18 protein-coding genes and 1 pseudogene are annotated in these 19,666 nt (G+C 63.0%); 8 read left to right on the plus strand and 11 right to left on the minus strand.

Features of this window, described 5'->3' with window-relative positions:
- Positions 1–40 precede the first annotated feature (40 nt).
- The gene (locus AC6I99_RS17845; RefSeq protein WP_497944461.1) at positions 41–484 is read left to right on the plus strand and encodes a DUF6023 family protein; all 444 of its coding nucleotides are present in this window, start codon (positions 41–43) and stop codon (positions 482–484) included.
- Positions 485–535: 51 nt separating this feature from the next.
- Entirely contained in the window at positions 536–1,069 is a 534-nt protein-coding gene (locus AC6I99_RS17850) for a DUF6023 family protein (RefSeq protein ID WP_497944460.1), read from the plus strand.
- 13 nt (positions 1,070–1,082) lie between these two features.
- Here the strand turns inward: AC6I99_RS17850 and trhO are convergent, their stop codons facing one another.
- Positions 1,083–1,979: an oxygen-dependent tRNA uridine(34) hydroxylase TrhO gene (gene trhO / locus AC6I99_RS17855; RefSeq protein WP_497944459.1), complete on the minus strand. Its 897-nt coding sequence runs from the start codon at positions 1,977–1,979 to the stop codon at positions 1,083–1,085.
- A 170-nt stretch (positions 1,980–2,149) separates the two neighbouring features.
- Here trhO and AC6I99_RS17860 point away from each other — a divergent pair, with 170 nt between their 5' ends.
- Positions 2,150–2,845, plus strand: a complete 696-nt coding sequence (locus AC6I99_RS17860) for a GNAT family N-acetyltransferase (RefSeq protein WP_497944458.1) — start codon at positions 2,150–2,152, stop codon at positions 2,843–2,845.
- An 83-nt stretch (positions 2,846–2,928) separates the two neighbouring features.
- Complete coding sequence (locus tag AC6I99_RS17865) at positions 2,929–5,271, plus strand: DEAD/DEAH box helicase (RefSeq protein ID WP_497944457.1); 2,343 nt, start codon at positions 2,929–2,931, stop codon at positions 5,269–5,271.
- A gap of 67 nt (positions 5,272–5,338) precedes the next feature.
- Here AC6I99_RS17865 and AC6I99_RS17870 read toward each other — a convergent pair whose 3' ends face one another.
- From AC6I99_RS17870 to ssd, 7 genes and pseudogenes are all read right to left on the minus strand, one after another.
- A complete protein-coding gene (locus tag AC6I99_RS17870; RefSeq protein ID WP_497946958.1) occupies positions 5,339–5,728 on the minus strand; it encodes an Rv3654c family TadE-like protein in 390 nt (129 codons plus the stop codon).
- Between the two features lie 2 nt (positions 5,729–5,730).
- Positions 5,731–6,231: a TadE family type IV pilus minor pilin gene (locus tag AC6I99_RS17875; RefSeq protein WP_497944456.1), complete on the minus strand. Its 501-nt coding sequence runs from the start codon at positions 6,229–6,231 to the stop codon at positions 5,731–5,733.
- 161 nt (positions 6,232–6,392) lie between these two features.
- Positions 6,393–6,557, minus strand: a pseudogene (locus AC6I99_RS17880) (DUF4244 domain-containing protein); the annotation flags it as partial.
- A 650-nt stretch (positions 6,558–7,207) separates the two neighbouring features.
- Positions 7,208–7,798, minus strand: a complete 591-nt coding sequence (locus tag AC6I99_RS17885; RefSeq protein WP_309925086.1) for a type II secretion system F family protein — start codon at positions 7,796–7,798, stop codon at positions 7,208–7,210.
- Positions 7,795–8,532, minus strand: coding sequence for a type II secretion system F family protein (locus tag AC6I99_RS17890; RefSeq protein ID WP_497944455.1), 738 nt, complete (start codon positions 8,530–8,532; stop codon positions 7,795–7,797). The genes AC6I99_RS17885 and AC6I99_RS17890 overlap by 4 nt, the downstream gene beginning before the upstream one ends.
- Before the next feature lie 74 nt (positions 8,533–8,606).
- Positions 8,607–9,902 (minus strand): TadA family conjugal transfer-associated ATPase, encoded by a 1,296-nt coding sequence (locus AC6I99_RS17895; RefSeq protein WP_497944454.1) that lies wholly within the window; start codon positions 9,900–9,902, stop codon positions 8,607–8,609.
- Positions 9,899–11,017, minus strand: a complete 1,119-nt coding sequence (gene ssd / locus AC6I99_RS17900) for a septum site-determining protein Ssd (RefSeq protein WP_497961415.1) — start codon at positions 11,015–11,017, stop codon at positions 9,899–9,901. Before ssd ends, AC6I99_RS17895 begins: the two co-directional genes overlap by 4 nt.
- A 124-nt stretch (positions 11,018–11,141) precedes the next feature.
- On the opposite strand from ssd, the gene AC6I99_RS17905 reads away from it, so the two are divergent.
- The 3 genes from AC6I99_RS17905 to AC6I99_RS17915 all read left to right on the plus strand — a co-directional run bounded on the left by AC6I99_RS17905 (position 11,142) and on the right by AC6I99_RS17915 (position 14,208).
- Positions 11,142–12,833 (plus strand): bifunctional 3'-5' exonuclease/DNA polymerase, encoded by a 1,692-nt coding sequence (locus AC6I99_RS17905; protein WP_497944452.1) that lies wholly within the window; start codon positions 11,142–11,144, stop codon positions 12,831–12,833.
- Positions 12,834–12,876: 43 nt separating this feature from the next.
- Positions 12,877–13,776: a CHAD domain-containing protein gene (locus AC6I99_RS17910; protein WP_497944451.1), complete on the plus strand. Its 900-nt coding sequence runs from the start codon at positions 12,877–12,879 to the stop codon at positions 13,774–13,776.
- Positions 13,777–14,007: 231 nt separating this feature from the next.
- Complete coding sequence (locus tag AC6I99_RS17915; protein WP_442003434.1) at positions 14,008–14,208, plus strand: YegP family protein; 201 nt, start codon at positions 14,008–14,010, stop codon at positions 14,206–14,208.
- Between the two features lie 21 nt (positions 14,209–14,229).
- Here AC6I99_RS17915 and AC6I99_RS17920 read toward each other — a convergent pair whose 3' ends face one another.
- Genes AC6I99_RS17920 through AC6I99_RS17930 form a run of 3 tightly spaced genes read right to left on the minus strand, consistent with a single transcriptional unit; the run spans position 14,230 to position 17,118 of the window.
- Complete coding sequence (locus AC6I99_RS17920) at positions 14,230–14,907, minus strand: NUDIX hydrolase (RefSeq protein WP_497944450.1); 678 nt, start codon at positions 14,905–14,907, stop codon at positions 14,230–14,232.
- A complete protein-coding gene (gene nth / locus AC6I99_RS17925; RefSeq protein WP_224088849.1) occupies positions 14,904–15,698 on the minus strand; it encodes an endonuclease III in 795 nt (264 codons plus the stop codon). Before nth ends, AC6I99_RS17920 begins: the two co-directional genes overlap by 4 nt.
- Positions 15,699–15,708: 10 nt before the next feature.
- Complete coding sequence (locus tag AC6I99_RS17930) at positions 15,709–17,118, minus strand: hypothetical protein (protein ID WP_497944449.1); 1,410 nt, start codon at positions 17,116–17,118, stop codon at positions 15,709–15,711.
- A gap of 438 nt (positions 17,119–17,556) precedes the next feature.
- Between AC6I99_RS17930 and acs the strand changes: the two genes are divergently transcribed.
- On the plus strand, positions 17,557–19,614 hold the full coding sequence (gene acs / locus AC6I99_RS17935) for an acetate--CoA ligase (protein WP_497946956.1): 2,058 nt from the start codon (positions 17,557–17,559) through the stop codon (positions 19,612–19,614).
- The last annotated feature ends 52 nt before the right edge of the window (positions 19,615–19,666 follow it).

The following is a 19,666-nucleotide window of genomic DNA, read 5'->3' on the forward strand; positions in this document are numbered from 1 at the left end:
GTGGACAAAACCTTGTTGTGGGACCCGGTAGCGTGGAAGCATGCTCAACCATTCCTCCACAAGGCGCCGCGCAGGCCTTGTTGTCATTGCTGCTGGGACGCTCCTGGCGGCCTCAGCCTGCCAGGGTTCGGTCAGCGTCGAACATGCCGATGTACCGGCGTGGAAAGATAAAGTCCTGCCCACTGCCAGCACCGTGACGTTGGAGGATTCCGGCAAGATCCTGAACCGGGACCCGCTGGTCAAGGAGTCACCGGGCGTTCCAGCAGGGAATTACACACTGACGATGGCTTGTGATGGAGGAGGAAAGGTGTTCTTCGCCGTCTCTTCCGGTGGAAAGCAAATCGCCGACGCGGGAGCCGCCTGCAACGGCAGCCTTGAAGTGGTGAAGATCAAAGTCCCCGCCACCGCCGCCCTCACTATCTCCACGAGTAGTGTGGATGCCCCGCTGATTTTTGCTTACCAGCTGGTGCCCGCCGCTAATTAGCCCCTTGCGCCAGCACTATGGTGCGCTTCCAGGCCAGCGTAAAGTCAACGTATGGGCAGCAAGGTGGCTGGCTCGGTTGTGTCCAGACGGCTGGCAAGTGCCGCCGTCGGGCTCTTGCTCGTGCTGGGTGGCGCGCTGGCGGCGTGCGAGTACACCTATGACGACGGCGGGCGTGCGGATTCCAGCCCCACAGACACTACCGGCAGCAATGTCGTGCTTCCTCCCGACCCAGCCCTGGAGCAAACCGTTACAGGTGAGGCCCTGAAAGAGTGGGCCAAAGCGGCCTTGCCGGAATCGCAGGGGCAGTCGTTCTATTCGAGCAGCGGCTTCCTGAATTCCGGTGAGTCCAGAACTGAGCAGACCGTGCAGTTGCCCGGCGGAACGTACGCGGTGACGCTGGCGTGCCGCGGCACCCGCCGCGTTTCATTCGCAGTCAGCGTAGGCGAGACGGACTTGGTTGACCTGACCTTGGGATGCGCCAATGCCCGGGTGAGCGTGGTGCAGCTGGAAAAGGACGCCATCCTGGCCATCACTGTGGGCGCCCGATCCGACGCGAACTTTGCGTATCGGGTCAGCAGGCTCTGAAGGGGGTTGGAGCTCAGGCGGCTTCGCAGCCTCCGGGGCAGCGAAGGGTTTCAGGACTTGAGGCACATTCTGCACAGTAGAGAGTCAGCGTCCGGCAGCTCAGGTTGGAGCAGTTCTCGAACTTGTTGGTGGGCGAGGCGCAGCGAACGCACTCGCCGATGGTCTTGGCTTCGTCGCTGAACTCCACGTGCATGCGTTTGTCGAATACGTAGAGCGACCCCTCCCAGAGGCCCTTGTCCTTGAAGGTTTCGCCATAGCGGACAATGCCGCCATCGAGCTGGTACACCTCTTTGAAACCGCGGTTGACCATCAAGCTTGAGAGCACCTCGCAGCGGATGCCGCCCGTGCAGTAAGTGACAACGGGCTTGTCCTTGAGGGCGTCATACTTGCCGGATTCGAGTTCCTTGATGAAGTCGTGCGTAGTGGCGACGTCCGGAACGATGGCGTCCTTGAATTTGCCGATCTGCGCCTCGAAGGCGTTGCGGCCGTCGAAGAAAACCACCTCTTCCCCGTCCGCTTTCTTTGCGTCCACCAGGGAGTGAAGTTCTTCAGGCTGGAGATGCTTGCCTCCGCCCACCACGCCCTTTTCGTCGACGTTCAGCTCACCGGGAGCCCCGAAGGAAACTATTTCGTCGCGGACCTTAACGCTGAGGCGTGGGAAATCGGCAGCCCCGCCCTCGGACCACTTGAAGTCGATGTCATGGAAGCCCTTGTATTCGCGCGTGGTTTTCACGTACTGCTTCATGTTGTTGAGCTCGCCGCCAACCGTGGCGTTAATACCGTCCTTGGAGATCAGGATCCGGCCGGTGAGCCCCAGTTTCTCGCAGAGGGCACGCTGCCACAGACGCACGGCGTCGGGGTCGGCGATCGGGGTAAAGCCATAGAAAAGCACAATTCGGTTCAAAGCCACTATTAAAGGGTACTGGGTGTACTAAAATCCGCTGCGCTACGCTTACGGATGCACTGAAGGCCCGGAGAAACCTGACACGCTCCCAGCGCCGAAGTCACAATTTCATAAGCACGGATTCTTCCCCTGACCGCCCTCTGTTGCTTCCCCGGGCGCTGGCATAGTCTCTCTACATGAGTCCAGACGCCTTGGTTGAAGACATCGCGCACCTCTTGGAAGTCTGGGTGGCCGGCTGGTCCGGCTGCCGGGGCTACGAGTCACGTCAAGAGGGACGCTTCCCTGCCGCGCTGCGCGCCGATAAAACCGGTGACTGGGAGTACTTCGCCCATGATCCGTCCGACGAAGAGTTTGCCGCCCTCGCAGCGAAGACCGCGGAAGCCGAGACACGGATTCTGACGATACTCACCAATGACGTCCAGCGTTATAAGTACTTGGCCGAACAGCATGGGTTGAACGTCAACTCGGCCTCCCAGACCATGATGATCGTGGACATGGAAACCCAGGACGCCGAGGATCCCTGGCTGCCGGATGACGACCTGGAACTTGCCACTTCAGAATCCAACGGAGTCCACCACGCGGTGGTCCACTCGGGAGAGCAAGTTGCTGCCAGCGGCCGGGTGTTCGTGGTGAACGGCACTGCAGTCTTCGACAAGATCGTTACTGAGCCTGCCTTTCAGCGGCGTGGCCTGGGTAGCTTCATCATGAAGGCCCTTGCCGCCCAGGCCTTTGAGCACGACGTCCAAAACGGCCTCCTCCTCGCATCCTTGGACGGCCAGAAGCTCTACTCCCACCTGGGGTGGGACGTTGTGTGCCACGTTCTGATGATGTCAGTGAGCACCGGTGAGGGTTCGGACCTTTCCGTAGCGTGAGAACGCTTGTTTAACGGCCCTCGTCGACGCCGGTCCCTTCGGGTGCCGCCGTAGGCGCCGCCGCAGAGTGACAGAATGATTTGGTGGATGCACCAAATTCGCTGATCTCCCTGCTGGGCCGGACCCCGGACCCGGAACAGTTGCGCCATGTCCACACCATCCCTGCCCGCAAGGCCGTCAACGAACCGTGGCCCGAATGGGTGCACCCGGACATCGTCCAGGCCTACGGCTCCCTGGGCATCCACGAACCGTACCGACACCAGGTCCAGGCCGCCAACCTCGCCCAGGCGGGCCAGCATGTGGTAATCGCAACGGGGACCGCCTCAGGGAAATCGCTCGCCTACCAACTACCCGCACTGGACGCGATCCACCGCTCGGAGCTGCGCGTATTGTCCGAGCCCGGAAAGATCCACGACGACGGTGCCGTGACACTTTATTTGTCCCCCACGAAGGCACTGGCGGCCGACCAATTGGCGGCCATCCGTGCGCTGAAGCTCCCTACGGTTCGAGCAGAAACATACGACGGCGACACCGATGTCGCGTCGCGCCGTTGGATCCGCGACCATGCCAATTTCATCCTGGCAAACCCGGACATGCTGCACTTTGGCATTCTGCCCAACCACGCGTGGTGGGCACGGTTCTTCCGCAGGCTGCGCTATGTGATCGTGGATGAGGCGCACAGTTACCGGGGTGTTTTCGGCTCGCACGTAGCCAACCTCATGAGGCGCCTTCGCCGGATCTGCGCCTACTACGGCGCCGGGAGCTCCTTCCCTGAGCCCGTATTCATCGCCGCCTCTGCCACTGCTTCCGAGCCCGCTGTCTCCTTCGGGCGGCTCATCGGTGCTCCAGTGAGGGAAGTTTCCGAAGACTGTTCTCCACATGGCTCTACAACCGTGGCGTTCTGGGAGCCAGCCTTGACAGACGTCAAGGGCGAAAATGGAGCGAAGCAACGGCGGACTGCCGTGGCCGAAACAGCCGATATCCTGGCAAACCTTGTTTCCTCGCGGGTACGGACCATTGCCTTTATCAAGTCCCGGCGCGGTGCTGAATCGATATCGTCCATCACCAAGCGGCTCCTGGACGAGGTGGATCCCAGCTTGCCCAGCCGCGTGGCGGCCTACCGTTCCGGGTACCTGCCTGAAGAACGGCGTGCCTTGGAAAAGGCGTTGCGGTCCGGACAGCTGCTGGGGGTTTCCAGTACCTCTGCCTTGGAACTCGGAATCGATATCTCCGGGCTTGACGCGGTTTTGGTCGCCGGCTGGCCCGGGACCAGGGCCTCGCTCTTCCAACAGATTGGACGCGCAGGAAGGGCTGGCCAGGATGCCATAGCGGCGTTCGTGGCAAGCGACGACCCCTTGGATACTTACCTTGTGAACCATCCGGAAGCCATCTTCGATGTGTCGGTCGAGGCCACTGTCTTTGATCCGGGAAACCCGTACGTCCTGGGACCTCACCTGTGCGCGGCAGCAGCGGAGTTGCCCGTAGGTCCGTCTGAGCTCGAACTCTTCGGGCCCACAGCGGAAAGCCTCCTTGACCGGCTCGTCGTGCAGGGATATCTCCGCAAACGCCCGGCCGGATGGTTCTGGACCCATCCGGAGAGTGCAGCCGGAATGGTAAATCTGCGGGCCGACGGTGGCGGACCCGTGAGCATCGTCGACGCCGGGACTGGTTCCCTTTTGGGCACGATGGACTCGCCGCAAACGCACTATCAGGCCCACACCGGAGCGATCTATGTCCATCAGGGGGACAGTTACCTGGTGGAGGAACTCAACGAGGCCGACCACTGCGTCATAGTGAGGCGCGTGAACCCCGATTTCTACACCACAGCCCGGGATGTAACGCAGATCGAAGTCCTGGAAACCTTGCGTTCGGTTCAGTGGGGCGACATCACGGCGCACTTTGGGGACGTAAAGGTCACAACCCAAGTGGTTTCCTTCCAGCGCAAGGCATTGATATCGAACGAGATCCTGGGCGAGGAGCCGCTCGATCTCGGGGCAAGGGACCTGTTTACCAAGGCGGTGTGGTTCGTTGTGGACAATAGGTCGTTGCATGGTGCCGGTCTGGTGGAAGCGCAGTTCCCCGGCGCTTTGCATGCGGCGGAGCACGCGGCGATCGGCCTCCTTCCGCTGGTGGCGTCCAGCGACCGTTGGGACATTGGCGGTGTCTCCACCGCCCTGCATGCTGACACTGGGGTGCCAACGATCTTCGTCTACGACGGGCACCCCGGTGGCGCCGGTTTTGCCGAGCGCGGCTTTGAGAAGGCCAAGGTGTGGCTTACAGCCACCCGGGAGGCCATCAAGGCGTGCGAATGCGAAGCCGGCTGCCCGTCCTGTGTGCAGTCGCCAAAATGCGGCAACAAGAACAACCCACTGGACAAGGCAGCCGCCATCACACTTCTGGATGTCCTCTTGAAAGACGCGGTCTAGCCCGGGGCAGTCCCAACCAACACGACGTCCCAGCCCGCTCGGCTAAGGAGGCGGCCCAGCCCCTTGCCTATGGAGGGGGCCCAGCCCGCGCCCTGCCTGTAGCCCTGCCGAAGAGGAACGGTTGTTCCAGTTCGGTGGCGACCTCCACCACTTCGCCCCGGACGACGTCGCAGGCTGTCACTGTGGCACCCTGCTGGCCTGCCACGCCGGCCGCCACGGCACAAGGATCACCCGAGGCTATTCCACGCGCAGCATCGGCCGCAGCGAGAGCTGCCAGGTCTGCTGCCGACGCAGCCCGCGACGCCATGACCCCCGCTTGGGCAAGAAGCAGCAGCCCGGCAAGCAACGCCAAGACTACAAACCCCAGTGTTAGAGCCAGAATTGTGCCGGATCCTTGCTCGGGGTTTGACGCTACAGGACGCCCCTTGAGGGTTCGCAGCAGTGGTAGGCAGCGCACCCTCACAACGGAATCCAAGGGTTCGCCGCAACCCGTGAGGCAGTATCCCCCGGTGGCATGTTCCGCGGTGATGCCAGTGGCGGTGATCCCAGTTCGGGTGACGACAGTTCGGGTGATGCTAGTTGCGGTGCACCGACCACCGAGGCCACCGGCAGGTCGCTCGCGTCGCTCCGAACAGATGCCCCAGCTGCTTCACCGCGGGCAGACGCCGAAGCCGTCAACGTCCAGGGGATCAGTGAGCCCAGCGAACCTCCTGCCGCTGCGGAGGCTGTCACAGTCACCCAATCGCCGTCGCTTGCCACCCCCACAGCGGCTCCCTCGCCCGCCAAGCGCCTGACGATGCCCTGCACTTCGCCGGAACTCTCACCCCGCGCAAGGCTTCGAGCACCGGCCCTGGCCGCCTCCTCCAACCGCAGCTGCGTTATCCCTGCTGCACCGGCAGCCAACAAGAAGGCGAACAGCAAAATCACCGCCGGCAGAGCGACTGCGAACTCAGCTGTCACGGCACCACGTTGCTTCTGTCTTGCGGGCATTTTGATTGGGAGAGTCACCGGCTTGATTGGGAGACGCGACAGCTTGATTGGCAGACGCGACAGCTTGATTGGGATAGGCACCAGCTTGATTGGGAGAGACACCAGCTTGATTGGGAGAGGCGCCAACGAGGTCATGGCAAGGACAGCGCGGTGCGAACCAGGTTGAGCAGGAATCCCCGCACTTCCTCGCTCCGTAGGATAACCACCAGCAAACCAGCGAGCCCCACGGCCGCTAGCGTTGCTATGGCGTATTCCGCCGTCGCCATTCCGCTTTCGGACCCCATGAGCGGGGTTCGCCTGAGGGTCGTCTGCCTGAGAGGGGTCCGCCTGGGGATGGTTTGGCTGAGAGTGTTCTGCTTTGTCTGGCTGAGAGTGGTCTGACTGGCAGTGGTCGGCTTCGAGCTGGCCCGTCGGCGGATCCTGCTGGGTGTACGCCAGCGCAGGTAGTTGGTCCACTTGCTGGTCCAAGCTGTCCCAACCCGTTGGTTGTCCAACCGCGGGATTGCGGCCTGGCCGTGAGGTTCTACTGGGTTGAACAGCTCGATCCCCAACTGCTCCATCCCACGCTGGTCAATTCCACGCCGGTCAATCCCATTCTGTTCAATCCCGAACTGCACACCCGCGCGGTTGCCACTCTTGTTTTGTGGCGCCTCATCCTGACCGCTGCCATTTCCCACTGATGCAACACCCGCCGGAGTTGGCGTCAGCGCACGCGAACCGTTCCGTCGCCCGGAGCGCCGGGCGGGGAGGGTGCTCGAGGGAGTTTCCATAGTGTGTTCCTTTCAAATGATCCGGCAGGTCTGCCGGGTGACATCGACTCTTCCCTGACTCGGGCCGCCCCTGAAGCCCCTGGTTCATCCAAGTGGATAAAGACCCGCTGGGACTGGTTGTGGAGGAAGAGAGAGGCCTGTCGAGGAAGAGACGCGCATGCGCTGATGCCCTTCCCTTATCCAGCCGGGAGCATGGCGATGAGGACGGGCACGATTCCCAGGCAAATGAAGGCCGGCAAGGAACAAAGGCCCAGGGGAACCACAAGCTTCACTCCCAGGGCGGCAGCTCGCTTCTCAGCGGCCCGGAATTGCTCGCGGCGTTCCCTGGCTGCTTGGGCGTAAAGAATGGAAGCCGAGGGCGCACCGGTCAATGCGGCGAAAGACAGAGCATCCTTCAAGCGCGCTACCTCGGGCTGACGCCGCGTAGGGTTTCGCCAGGCAGCCTCCCAGTCGGCCCCCATGGCCAGCGCAGCGACGACGGGACGGAGATCCTGGCTGATTTTCGGTGCGGCACAAAGGGAAATCAGTTCCAGTGCCCGTCCGATTCCGGCACCTGCATCCAGCATGGAAGCTACGAGTTCCAGCATCATCGCCGTGTCGCGAAGCCCGTCCCCGGCAGTGGCGGCCTCCGGTTGAAGGCTGGGGTCGTCCTTGGAGTTGGGGTCCTCGGCCAAACTTGCGTACATCCGGTTTCGAAGCCCTGCAGGCCTGGCGAATCCCACAAACGCTGCCAGAGCCAGTACTGCCACGAGCGCAGACAGCATCATGTGGCCCCGACCGCTGAAGCGACGAGTCGGGAGGACCACACACGCCCTGCAACGGTCAGCAGAAGGCCACTGACCAGAGTGGCCACTCCCAGGACATTACCCAGTAGGATTCCCAACGGGTCCACTCCGAGGGCCATACCCAGTACCAAGCCAAGGACCGGGAGCCAGGACAACAGCCTCACAGTGGCTTTGGGTCCAGCGAGGGCAGTTTGACGCGCTGCTTCAGAATCCTCCTCAGCCTCGAGCTGTGCTGCGAACCGGGTGAGGAGCTCTGCGAGTGGACAGCCGCTGGTTTCGGCTACATCGAGGCATGCAGCCAATTCCATCCAGATGCGGCGTTCTGTGCTTCCCCGGCCGGGATAGACCTTCGCGGAGGTGTTGCGAATGGCCTCTGCTGGGGAGTTTCCAATGGTTGAGGCTGCCCGCGCTGAAGCCAGCACCCTGGCCGATTCCACTGAGATTCCCGGGGTCGGACGGTGGGTTGTAGTCCTCGCCTGGGCCTCCAAACCCTGTCCCGAGCCGTGGACGAGCCATAATTCTTCCCAAAGCTGCGATTGTCCGCGTCCTCCTCGCATGAGTGCAGCGAGCTGCTGCACCAGCACCACCAGGGAGAGGGGTTCTACCTTTGTCCACCAGAGCCGGCGCCACGGCCTTTTGCCCGCTCCTGGTGTTGCGTGCTCTTTCCGAACACCGGTCCCGCTCAGGGGTGGGGGCTTGGCCAGTCTCGCCCGCATTCGGCGACTGCCTGCCTGGGGCGGCTTGAGCTGGAGCAATGCCGCCAACGCCAGTGCTAGAACCAGGGTGGGGATCACAAGTCCAGGCCCGTCACTGCGGGCACGTCCGAGCCGACGGTCAGGCCCTGTAAAGATAAGTCCGCCTCCCCGGATAGTCCAGGAGCAAGCCGTAAACTCAGCTCCGCCCACGCTGGTCCATGCACCAGGCCTTCGGGGCTCCATTGCAGTGCAGTCACTACTCGTTGGCCATGCAAGGAGTCACTCAGCAGACCGATCGAGCCTACTTTCCGGCCCAAAGGCGTCCGTTCCACATGAATCACAACGTCCAATGCACTTGAGACCTGCAGCCTTACGGCCTCGGCGTTCAACCCTGCGAGCGCGCCGAGGGCTGTCAGTCGTGCCGGAACTGCTTCCGCCGTGTTGGCGTGGATCGTTCCTCCACCGCCTGTATGACCGGTATTGAGCGCGGTGAGCAACTCGCGGACTTCGGCGCCGCGGCACTCCCCCACAATGAGCCGGTCCGGACGCATACGAAGGGCTTGACGTACCAACTCGCCAAGATCCATCGCTCCACCTCCCTCAAGGTTTCCATGGCGCGATTCGAGCGTGAGTACGTGCGGGTGGACAGGGTTGAGTTCGGCGGCATCCTCGATCAATACCAATCGTTCGGACGGGTGGCACAGCCCAAGCATGGTGGACAGGAGTGTGGTCTTCCCTGATCCCGTGGCACCGCTGACCAGGAAGCTGAGGCGCCGCTCCACAATCGCGCGGAGAAGAGCCTCGATCTGGTGATCGAACATGCCACCTTCGCGCAGTTCAGCCATTGTGAAGGTTTCTTCGCGTCGAATTCGAATCGATAACAGAGTCCCCGCGGTTGATATCGGCGCCAGAACTGCATGCACGCGATAGCCGCCTTTGAGCCTGACATCTACGCAGGGAGAGCCGTCGTCCAGCCGTCGACCACCTGCAGAAACCAGCCTTGCGGCCAGCGCCCTGACTTGCAGTTCAGAATCGAAATGCACCGGGGACCGTTCCAGGCCGCGTCCCCGGTCGAGCCAGACGGACTCCGGGCCATTGACGAAGATGTCTGTGACCGAGGGATCGTGCGCAAGCTGCTGCAGGGGCCCCAGGCCATTCAATTCAGCATTGATGGATTCTGCGGCTTCCAGCGCTCCGGCGGTACCCAACAGTTTGCCGCTGGCCTGTACGGCGGCCGCAACCGTGGAGGGTGTTACTGGCCCGTTTCCCGAGAGGACAGACTCCCGGACAGTTTCAAGAAGGACGGAGTCCAACCGACGGCTCTGACTCCGGCGCCCCGCGGTGAAGGGTGTCCGGGTGAAGGTTTGCGCGCTTCTGTCCTGACGGGTCATTCAACCATGCCGTTCAATTCCAGCACGCCCCGGGCGAACCGGTTCACGGACTTGCGACGCCCCAGATCAAGGAGCCGACCGAGTTCGGTCCCTGCGGCTGCTCCTCGAATCTCCGGAAGAATCCCCAACAGCGGCAGTCCCAACGACTCGGCAATGAGTTGCGCATCAACGGCAGAACGGCCACCACCCCGGACCACCAATCCCGTATCCAGGGGTGGCAACTCATTGAGGATGCGTGCCGCGGCAACAGCCGGTTTCAGGTGGGCTGTGGTCATCAAAAGGATCCTCTCGCAGTCCCACGCAAAGGTTCGCAGGCAGTCCTCACTTCGGCCAATGTCCACCACCACGAGTTCGAAACTACGTCGCGCGGCATCCATGACAGCGGCCACAGAACCGGCATCCGGTGTTGTGAACGCTGCACGTGTACCCGGCCAGGACAGGAACGCGAAGCCGCCAGCCACCGGCAGGGAGTCCCTGAATTGGATAGGATCAATGCTTCCCCGCGTTTCGGCGAAGTCCGGCCAGCGCAGGCCGGCCAACTCTTGAACGGTGATTGCCAGTTCCAGGCCGCCGCCCCGGGGATCTCCGTCCATCAGGATGGTGCTGACGCCGTGGCCCGCCGCTGCCTGGGCAAGCCAAATTGCTGTGGTGGAGGCTCCAGCCCCGCCGCAGCCGCCCACAATCCCGACAACAAACCCGCCAGGTTCCGGCGAACCGGACACACTTAAGTACTCGGCCAACCAGTTTGCGGCCTCGGGCAGGACAGCTACGCGCTCTGCGCCCAGGGCAGCAGCCAGCCGCCACAAACCGTCGCCCTCAACAGACCTGCCCAGTAGTACAGTGGGCGCCTGTCTTCGAGGCGGCAACTCGCGGATGTCGCTGCCCACCAGGACTACGTCGGCACCATCCCAGCCCTGCATTGCCGCTCCGACGTCGGCAGCCAACTGGAGGCTGCCACCTGCGGCAGCGACGATTCTTCGCGCCTCCTCCTGAAGATAGGCGTCGCCGGTGACGAGGAGGATATCGGCAGCTTCCCCCGGCATCCAGGAATCGTCCGCAGCCTGCCCCGGGAGTTCGTTGCCGGACCGTCTGTGCCCAAGATGTCGCTTGCTCATGAAGCCACTTTCCCGGCGTCGAACCCTGGAACATAAGCTCTCAAACGCCCCATGTGGACAAACCGGCCCAAACAAGGGGTGTGGAGGAACAGTTGGTGTATTCCCACAGGGCAGAATGGAAACCATGTATTTGCTGCTCGCCGCCCATCCGGACGGCGCAGCCATACAAAGAGTCTCTCCCACGGGGAACGCCACCACCGACCCCCGCGTCGTCACGCGAGGTGAGTTGCCCGGCGTCGTTAGTGAACTGGAAAGCCAGCGGCCCCGCTGGGTGTGGCATCGCGCGCAGGACTTCTACCCGGAGCTCCTGAGGAACGGCGTGAAGCTGGAACGCTGCCACGACCTCGTTCTCTGCGGAGCTATCCTGGCGCACTCCTCTTTCACGGCGCACACAGACTACGCAAAGAACGCAGAAAAGCTGACGCAGGACGACGATTCAACGCCGCCCCGGGCACTGCAGCCCCCACCCCCGCCCGCCGATCAAGGCGCACTCTTTGACGACTTCACCCCGACGTCCAAAAGTCCGGGGCTGGCTGAACTGCGGGAACAGTTTGCTGCGCAACAGCACGCGATCGCCCAGGTCCCTGCAGACGACCAACGAAAGCAGCGCCTGCAATTGCTGCTCGCGGCCGAGTCCGCCTGTGCAATCGTTGCGGTGGAAATGCAGCAGGCCGGTGTTCCATGGCGGGAAGAGGTGCACGAGCAAATCCTTGCCGACGTCCTGGGGCCTCGTCCCCCACTTGGCCACAGGCCCCCGGCACTTGAGATGCTGTGCAACGAGCTACGCGAGATCCTCACATCACCAGGGCTGAACCCGGACTCCCCTCAGGACCTTATGCGGGCCCTTCATCGGAACGGAATCGAAGTCAAAAGCACCCGGCAATGGGAGCTTCAGGAGTCCAAACATCCTGCGATCCAGCCTCTGCTTGCGTACAAGAAGCTCTCCCGCCTGCACACCGCGAATGGTTGGGCCTGGCTGGATGCCTGGGTCCAGGATGGCCGGTTCCATCCCGAGTACGTGGTGGGAGGCGTGGTGTCCGGAAGATGGGCCTCACGCGGCGGAGGTGCCTTGCAGATTCCCCGAAATATCCGGGCCGCAGTCCGTGCGGACCCTGGCCACAAGCTCATCGTCGCCGATGCCTCCCAACTGGAACCCCGCGTCCTTGTAGCGCTCGCCCAAGACACAAAAATGGCCGAGGCCGCACGCGACAAGGACCTTTACGCAGGCATAGCAGCACAAGGGTTCGGCGGGGATCGGTCCAAGGCTAAGGTTGCGCTCCTCGGCGCCATTTACGGCGCCACCACCGGTGAATCGGGCAGGCTCATGCCGCAACTGGCACGGACGTATCCGCGAGCGGTGGGCTTTGTGGAGCAAGCAGCCAGGGAAGGCGAGGCGGGCAGGACCGTCACCACCCGTTTGGGACGAAGCAGCCCACCCCCGTCCCAGGGCTGGTTGCGGAGCCAACAGTCCACCACGGCCGAGGAGCAGCGGCGGGCCGACAACCTGGCGCGCTCTCGTGGCCGCTTCACGCGAAACTTCGTGGTCCAGGGTTCGGCCGCGGAATGGGCTTCCTGCTGGTTGGCGGAATTACGACGGCGGCTGCGGGCCTTGGATGCCGAAGGCTTACCCTCAGGGGAACTCGTCTTCTTCCTCCACGACGAAGTGATGGTCCATGCCCAGGAAGAAGCCGTAGAAGCCTGTATCCAGGCGATCGAGGAGTCCGCAAACGCAGCGAAAGAGCTGATGTTCGGCCGGATTCCGGTCGAATTCCCGGTGAGTGTCGCCGTCGTCGATTCTTACGACAAAGCGAAGTAGGCGCCCGCTTGTCCGCCCCGGCCGTCCGGGGGAAACTGGCCACGTGGGTTCGGACGTGCGTGATTCCGTGGATTCGTACATCGCTTTCCAACTTGCTGAGCTGGAGGGCTGCTTGCCGTTGGTTGGCGCTGCTGACCAGGAGGCGGTCCACGGCGCCCGGCTGGCCCTTCGACGGCTCCGTTCTGTCCTTTCCTGCTACAAATCCGTTCTCCCTGACGTCCCTGAGGCCACGGGCCGGGACGTCCGGTGGCTGGCTCGCTCGCTCGGCGAAGCCCGCGACGCATACGTTCTGTCCCAGCGTATGGCGCTATGGCTGGACGCGTCAGAAGCCTGGTTGTCGCCGGAAGCACTCCATGAAGCCGTGAATCAGCTCCTGGCCGGCAGCAACGAAATGGCTACCCGCATCGGGACCGGAAAGCGTTGGCAGGGAATCGTCCGGGCCACCCGGCAAGCCCTGCTTCCTGGAACGGCCCATTCGGCGGCACGGGAGATTGACAACCACCCCAGTCTCCTCGAGGTGGCAGAACTCCTGCAGCCGCGTTGGGAGACGGTCCAAAAGAGCTTGGACAGTACGAAACGAAGCCTGGAAGCGGACAGCGGGCATCCTGATGAAGCGGAACGCAACGAAGTGCTCCACGGCGCGCGAAAGGACATCAAAGTATTGCGGTATTCCGTGGAGGCTGTGGCCCAGGTCCTGGGTGCGGGCGCCACGGTGATCATCCAACCATCCATGGTCCTGCAGCGTCTCCTCGGGGAACAACACGACAGCGTGGCTGGCCAGGCGTGGATTAAAAGCCTCGCAGAAATGCCCGGTGTAGAGCCCCTGGATGTCGAGGCCCTTCAAAGCATGGAACTTCGTCGGCTCGTCGAGACCGAGGCCAGCCTCCAGGCAGCGTTGCACAGCTCCCCTATCCCCGAGCCTCGCCGAATGCTGCCAAGTTGATCATTCCCCCCTTCGCCGTCGACGGAGTAGATGGAGTAGAGAGCGGCCCAGATTAGCTGCCACCCTCAGAACAAGCCAGTCACATTCCGCAGTGTGATGGTGCATGACAATTCCATGACCAGTACCGCCAAGTAACTTCCTTTCCCGCCGGCTTCTGGATACGTTCTCTAGGTGGGACCGGCACACCGGCCCACGACTGTTGCAAGGAAGCATCAAGGGGGACAGCACAAAATGGCTGGCAGGTTCGAAATTCTCAAAGACACCGACGGCTCGTACCGGTTTCGCCTTACAGCGGCGGACGGAACGGTTGTAGCGGAGTCACCAACGTTCAAACATCTCAAAGGCGTGGTGGACGGCATTAATGCAGTGCGTGAAAACGCCGCAACAGGGCTGATCGTGGACCGCTCGACGGCGAACCGACGGGCGGCCTGAACGGCGCCTGCGGCGGAGCTGCTAAAGCTCGATCTCGTACAGCTTCTCCTGGTCCCAGGGGACCGTCCATCCCAGTTCGTCGAACAAACCGCTGAGTACCATCCCGGTAAAGCCCCAGACCACGACGCCGTTGACCGTAAAGCCCGGACTCCTGAAAGTCCGGCCGAAGCGGGAAAGAGTGGCGGTTACCCGGTTGACGGGGTCCAGGAGATCCCGAACCGGTACCCGGAACACCTGGGCGGACTCAGCGTAATCGACCACGCGAACGGGTGATGGCGAGTCCCACCAGGCAAGTACGGGTGTCACCCGGAAATTGCTGCGGATCAGCCCGAGCTCGGGGATGACGCCCAGCACCTTCACGCCTCTGACGTCCAGCCCGGTCTCTTCCACAGCCTCACGCAAGGCGGCGGACACGACGGAATCATCCTCCGGATCCACGCTCCCGCCCGGAAACGCTACCTGCCCCGGATGGTCGTCCAGGGTGTGGGCCCGTTCAAGCAGGAGGACGTCGAGGTCTGCTGGCGCAAAGGGGCGTCCGGATTCTGCCGGGATGTTGTCCAGCACACCAAAGAGCATCAGCACGGCTGCGGCGCGATTGGTTTCCGGCGTGACGGGCAACTGCGACCAATGGGAAGAATGCTGCTGCTCGCCGGCTTCAAAGCGCGCTACCAGCGTGGCAAGGTCCTCAAACGCGGTCACCCGGGCCTCCTCTGTGATTCCATCCGGATCTCCGCCGCCCTGTGCGTCTCGGCCAGCAACTTCTCCAACAGGGCCTCGTTGCCGGGCGCGAGCTCGTACTTCAACAACTTTGCAGCCTTGACAGGGTCCGTCTCGCCGTCGCCATAGCTGGGACAGAGGCTGGCGACCGGACACGCTCCACAGGCCGGTTTCTTAGCGTGGCATATCCTCCGGCCGTGGAAGACCACGCGATGCGAAAGCATGGTCCAGTCGCGTGGTTCAAAGAGCTCAGCGACGTCGAATTCGATCTTCACGGGATCATCGGATACCGTCCACCCGAAACGGCGTGCCAGCCTCCCGAAGTGCGTATCAACAGTAATTCCGGGGACACCAAAGGCGTTCCCGAGGACCACGTTGGCTGTTTTCCGCCCGACGCCCGGAAGCGTCACCAGATCCTCAAGGCGACCCGGAACCTCGCCGTCGTACTCGTCCACTAAGCGGGTACTAAGAGCCAGGACGTTCCTGGCCTTTGCCCTGAAGAAACCAGTGGGCTGCAGGATCGATTCCAGCTCAGCAGGGTCCGCTTCCGCCAAGGCACGAGCGTCAGGGTAGCGGGCAAACAGGATCTTGGTGACCTGGTTGACCAGCACGTCCGTAGTCTGGGCTGAGAGGACCGTAGCCACCACAAGCTCGAACGGGTTCCGGAAATCCAGCTCCGCGTGGGCATAAGGGTATTTGTCTGCCAGGATCCTGTTGATCTTGCGTGCCCGGCGTTTCAGGGCGAGGAGGGAACCAGCTTCAGCGATGGCCACAGCGTCGGTCTCAGCCGCGTTCGATATTGCTGAGCTCCCGCAGGACCCCAACCTTGCCATCGGTGTCCTGAACCAGGAATTCGTCGCCACGGTCCTCGAGCGCCAGAACCCAACCGCCCGGCTCAATGGTGAACGCCGGAGCACCTGTCCGTTCGTCATACGCAGTTCGGGGCTGGGCTACGGCAAACCAGAAGGCTTCATAGGCAGGAGAGGACCCGGAGTCATCAGGTCGGCTGGACGGATCCACGGTGGCACCAATGGAGTCGCTCACGGAACGGGTATTCGGGGACACGATAGGCGTGGCCATGGTGGCAGCCCATCCGCGGTCATTGCCGGGCGCCTGGGAGGCCGGTTGCTGGGCAGCGGGTTGCTGGGCGTGCTGGGTAGTGGCCGGTGCCTGTGTCGGCGACTGCGGTTCTCCCGAGTTTCCTACGACCGGGTTTTCCACGACCGGGTTTTCCACGACGACGTCGGGCTCGGCCGGTGAAGGCTCTGCCGGTGACGCCTGGGCGGCCGACCCGGATGCAGCCGGGGCTGCGGCGGTTGGGGCGGCAGCGACGGGCGAGGGACCAGCAGCCGGGGCGGCAGCTTGAGCTTCCGTAGCAGGCGCGGCATCAGCCGAATGCACGACGGCGGGCCCACCAGTTGGGCCCGGAGCAGCGGGGCCGGAGGTGGCTGGTGGAGCGTAGGGGCTCGCACCGGCTGGCGGAGCATACGGATGGGAACCGGCAGAACCTGCACTCTGTGCCTGATACCCCGTTGCTTGGGAGCCAGGCGTCGAGAGACCGCTGGCCTGCTTCGGCGCTTTGGGTTCCTTGGGGGGCTTCGGGGCAGCGGGTTTACGGGTGGGAATCGCTGCCTGGCGGGCAACAATGTGCGCCGGCGTTTCAGCGCGGCCCTTGAAATCAGCGGACAGCAATGGCAGATGCGGGGCCAGAACGGTGGCCGCCAGCAGACCCACGGAACCCACCAGGCCCAGCAGGACACTGCCGTTGAAGGAGTCGACGATCGTCAGGAAGAACAGCGGCACCGCGAATGCAGCGGTCACGGAAGCGAACTGGTCAATCGACAGCGAGCCGACGCGGACAATGGTCCCGGGCTGCAGCCGACGGGCAACGAAAAGCGCCACAACCACTACCGGCAGGATGATTCCCAGGAGCAGGAAGAAAAGGTTGTCCAGGTTCCACAGGTTGAAGCGGCCACCGAACATGGGCAGCAGCGAGGCGATGAACATCAGGAGTACAGAACCGAAAACCGTGAGGTCACGAATGGTGAAAGGGCCGGCAACCGCCTCGTATTTGGTGGGTGCGCCTGAGGCGGACTTCGCAGCAGTGGTGGTACCGGCGTCGTTCGCCTTTCCAGCCGCGGTGTCCGGTCCCGTTGGGTGTGAGTCGTGCGGGCCTGGGCTCAGCTGGTTCATCTATTTCTCCTTCGTACGGCGGCGCCTTGGACAGTCCGGACCGGTATTTTCCGCAGGGTTTCCGCGGAAAACCGGGCACACCTGACGATGCGTCCCAAGACTTATTCAGCCTATGCCACGCCACTGACAGTCTTCTAGCTGAAATCGGCCACGCTGCGCCGTCCACAGGAAACTCCAAGGTTCCTTACAAACAAGCGTTGCCAATCGTCGTCATGTAAACGTTTCCTGACAACCAAAGCAGCCATTCGTCGCCGAATCCGTACCGCTCGCTGACCCATTTGTGACCACGCACACGTAGGACCTCCCGAAGCGATAATGTTGAAGACGGACAGCACTCTGCGGATCCTCCGCGGGACGCACTACAACGGCTCACGGCCGGAGTGCGGACTTAGCCGGCGGCGTCCGCGCAGCAAAGATCGATGAATGATGAGGTTCACCATGTCCCAGGACACCACCGGATCCACGACCACCGCTGCAGCGTCGACGCCGCAGAACGGTCGGGCACCGCACGTCGAGGCTCTCGAGAATTTGCTCCACGAGAACCGTAAATTCCCGCCATCACCTGAATTTGCCGCGAACGCCGTGGCTACCGCCGATGAGTATAAAGAGGCCGAAGCGGACCGTCCCGCGTTTTGGGCCAAGCAGGCCCGTGAGCTGTTGAGCTGGGACAAAGACTTCGGCGAGCCTTTGGATTGGTCGGATCCGCCGTTCGCCAAGTGGTTCGTTGGCGGTGAGGTTAACGCTGCCTACAACGCGCTGGACCGCCATGTGGAGAACGGCTTGGGAGACCGCGTTGCCATCTACTTCGAAGGCGAGCCCGGCGATACGCGCACGTACACCTATGCGGAGCTGACCGAAGAGGTCAAGAAGGCAGCGAACGCGTTCGAATCCCTCGGCGTGGCCAAGGGTGACCGCGTGGCCGTCTATTTGCCGATGATCCCCGAGGCCGTCATCACGCTCCTGGCCTGCGCCCGGATCGGTGCCGTGCACTCCGTGGTATTCGGCGGCTTCTCCGCAGACGCGCTCCGGTCCCGGATCGAGGACGCCGAGGCCAAGCTCGTGGTCACCGGGGACGGCACCTACCGCCGCGGCAAGCCCAGCCCGCTGAAGCCGGCCGTGGACGAAGCACTCAGCTCCATGGAAAACACCGGCGGGCACTCTGTGAACAACGTCGTCGTGGTCAAGCGCAATGGCGAGGACGTCAACTGGGTGGAAGGCCGCGACCTCTGGTGGAGCGACACCGTTGACAAGGCAGCAACCGAGCACACCGCCGTCGGGCATGACTCCGAACATCCGCTGTTCATCCTCTACACCTCCGGCACCACCGGCAAGCCCAAGGGCATCCTGCACACCACCGGCGGTTACCTCACGCAGACCGCGTACACGCACAAGGCTGTGTTCGATCTCCACCCTGAAACGGATGTGTACTGGTGCACCGCCGACGTCGGATGGGTCACCGGCCACTCGTACGTCGCCTACGCGCCGCTGATCAACGGCGCCACCCAGGTCATGTATGAGGGCACCCCGGACTCCCCGCACCAGGGCCGCTGGTGGGAAATCGTGGAGAAGTACAAAGTCTCCATCCTGTACACCGCCCCTACGGCCATCCGCACGTTCATGAAGTGGGGACGGGAGATCCCGGGCAAGTACGATCTGTCCTCCATCCGCGTCCTGGGTTCCGTGGGCGAACCCATCAACCCCGAAGCGTGGATGTGGTACCGCGAAGTCATCGGCGGAAACGCCGGCAAGAACGGCGAAAAGAAGGAACACCCCGCCCCGATCGTGGACACGTGGTGGCAGACCGAAACCGGCGCGCAGATGATCGCCCCGCTGCCCGGCGTCACCGCCACAAAGCCCGGCTCCGCACAGGTTCCGCTGCCCGGCATCGCCGTGGACGTGGTGGACGAAACCGGCGAGTCCGTGGCCAACGGCGAAGGCGGCTACCTCGTGGTCCGCGAACCCTGGCCCTCCATGCTTCGCGGCATCTGGGGCGATCCGGAGCGCTTCAAAGACACCTACTGGTCCCGTTTCGACACCATGTACTTCGCCGGCGATGGCGCCAAGAAGGACGAAGACGGCGACGTCTGGCTCCTGGGTCGCGTGGACGATGTCATGAACGTCTCCGGCCACCGCCTCTCCACCACGGAGATCGAGTCCGCCCTCGTCTCGCACCCCTCCGTCGCTGAAGCCGCCGTGGTTGGTGCCGCCGATGAGACAACCGGGCAGGCGATCGTCGCGTTCGTCATCCTCCGCGGTGACGCCGTGAACAACGGTGAAGAGACCATCCTGGAACTCCGCAACCACGTGGGCAAGGAGATCGGCCCGATCGCCAAACCCAAGCAGTTGCTGATCGTGCCGGAACTGCCGAAAACCCGCTCGGGCAAGATTGTCCGCCGCCTCCTGAAGGACATCGCAGAAGGCCGCGACACCGGCGACGCCACCACCCTGGCAGACCCGGGCATCATGACCCAGATCGCGGAATCGCTGCGTAAGTAGCGTCACCCGGTCCCACTGGTCGACGGCGCCGCTCCCCTCCCACGGTGAGCGG

The organism is Arthrobacter sp. TmtSoilC77 (assembly GCF_059739415.1).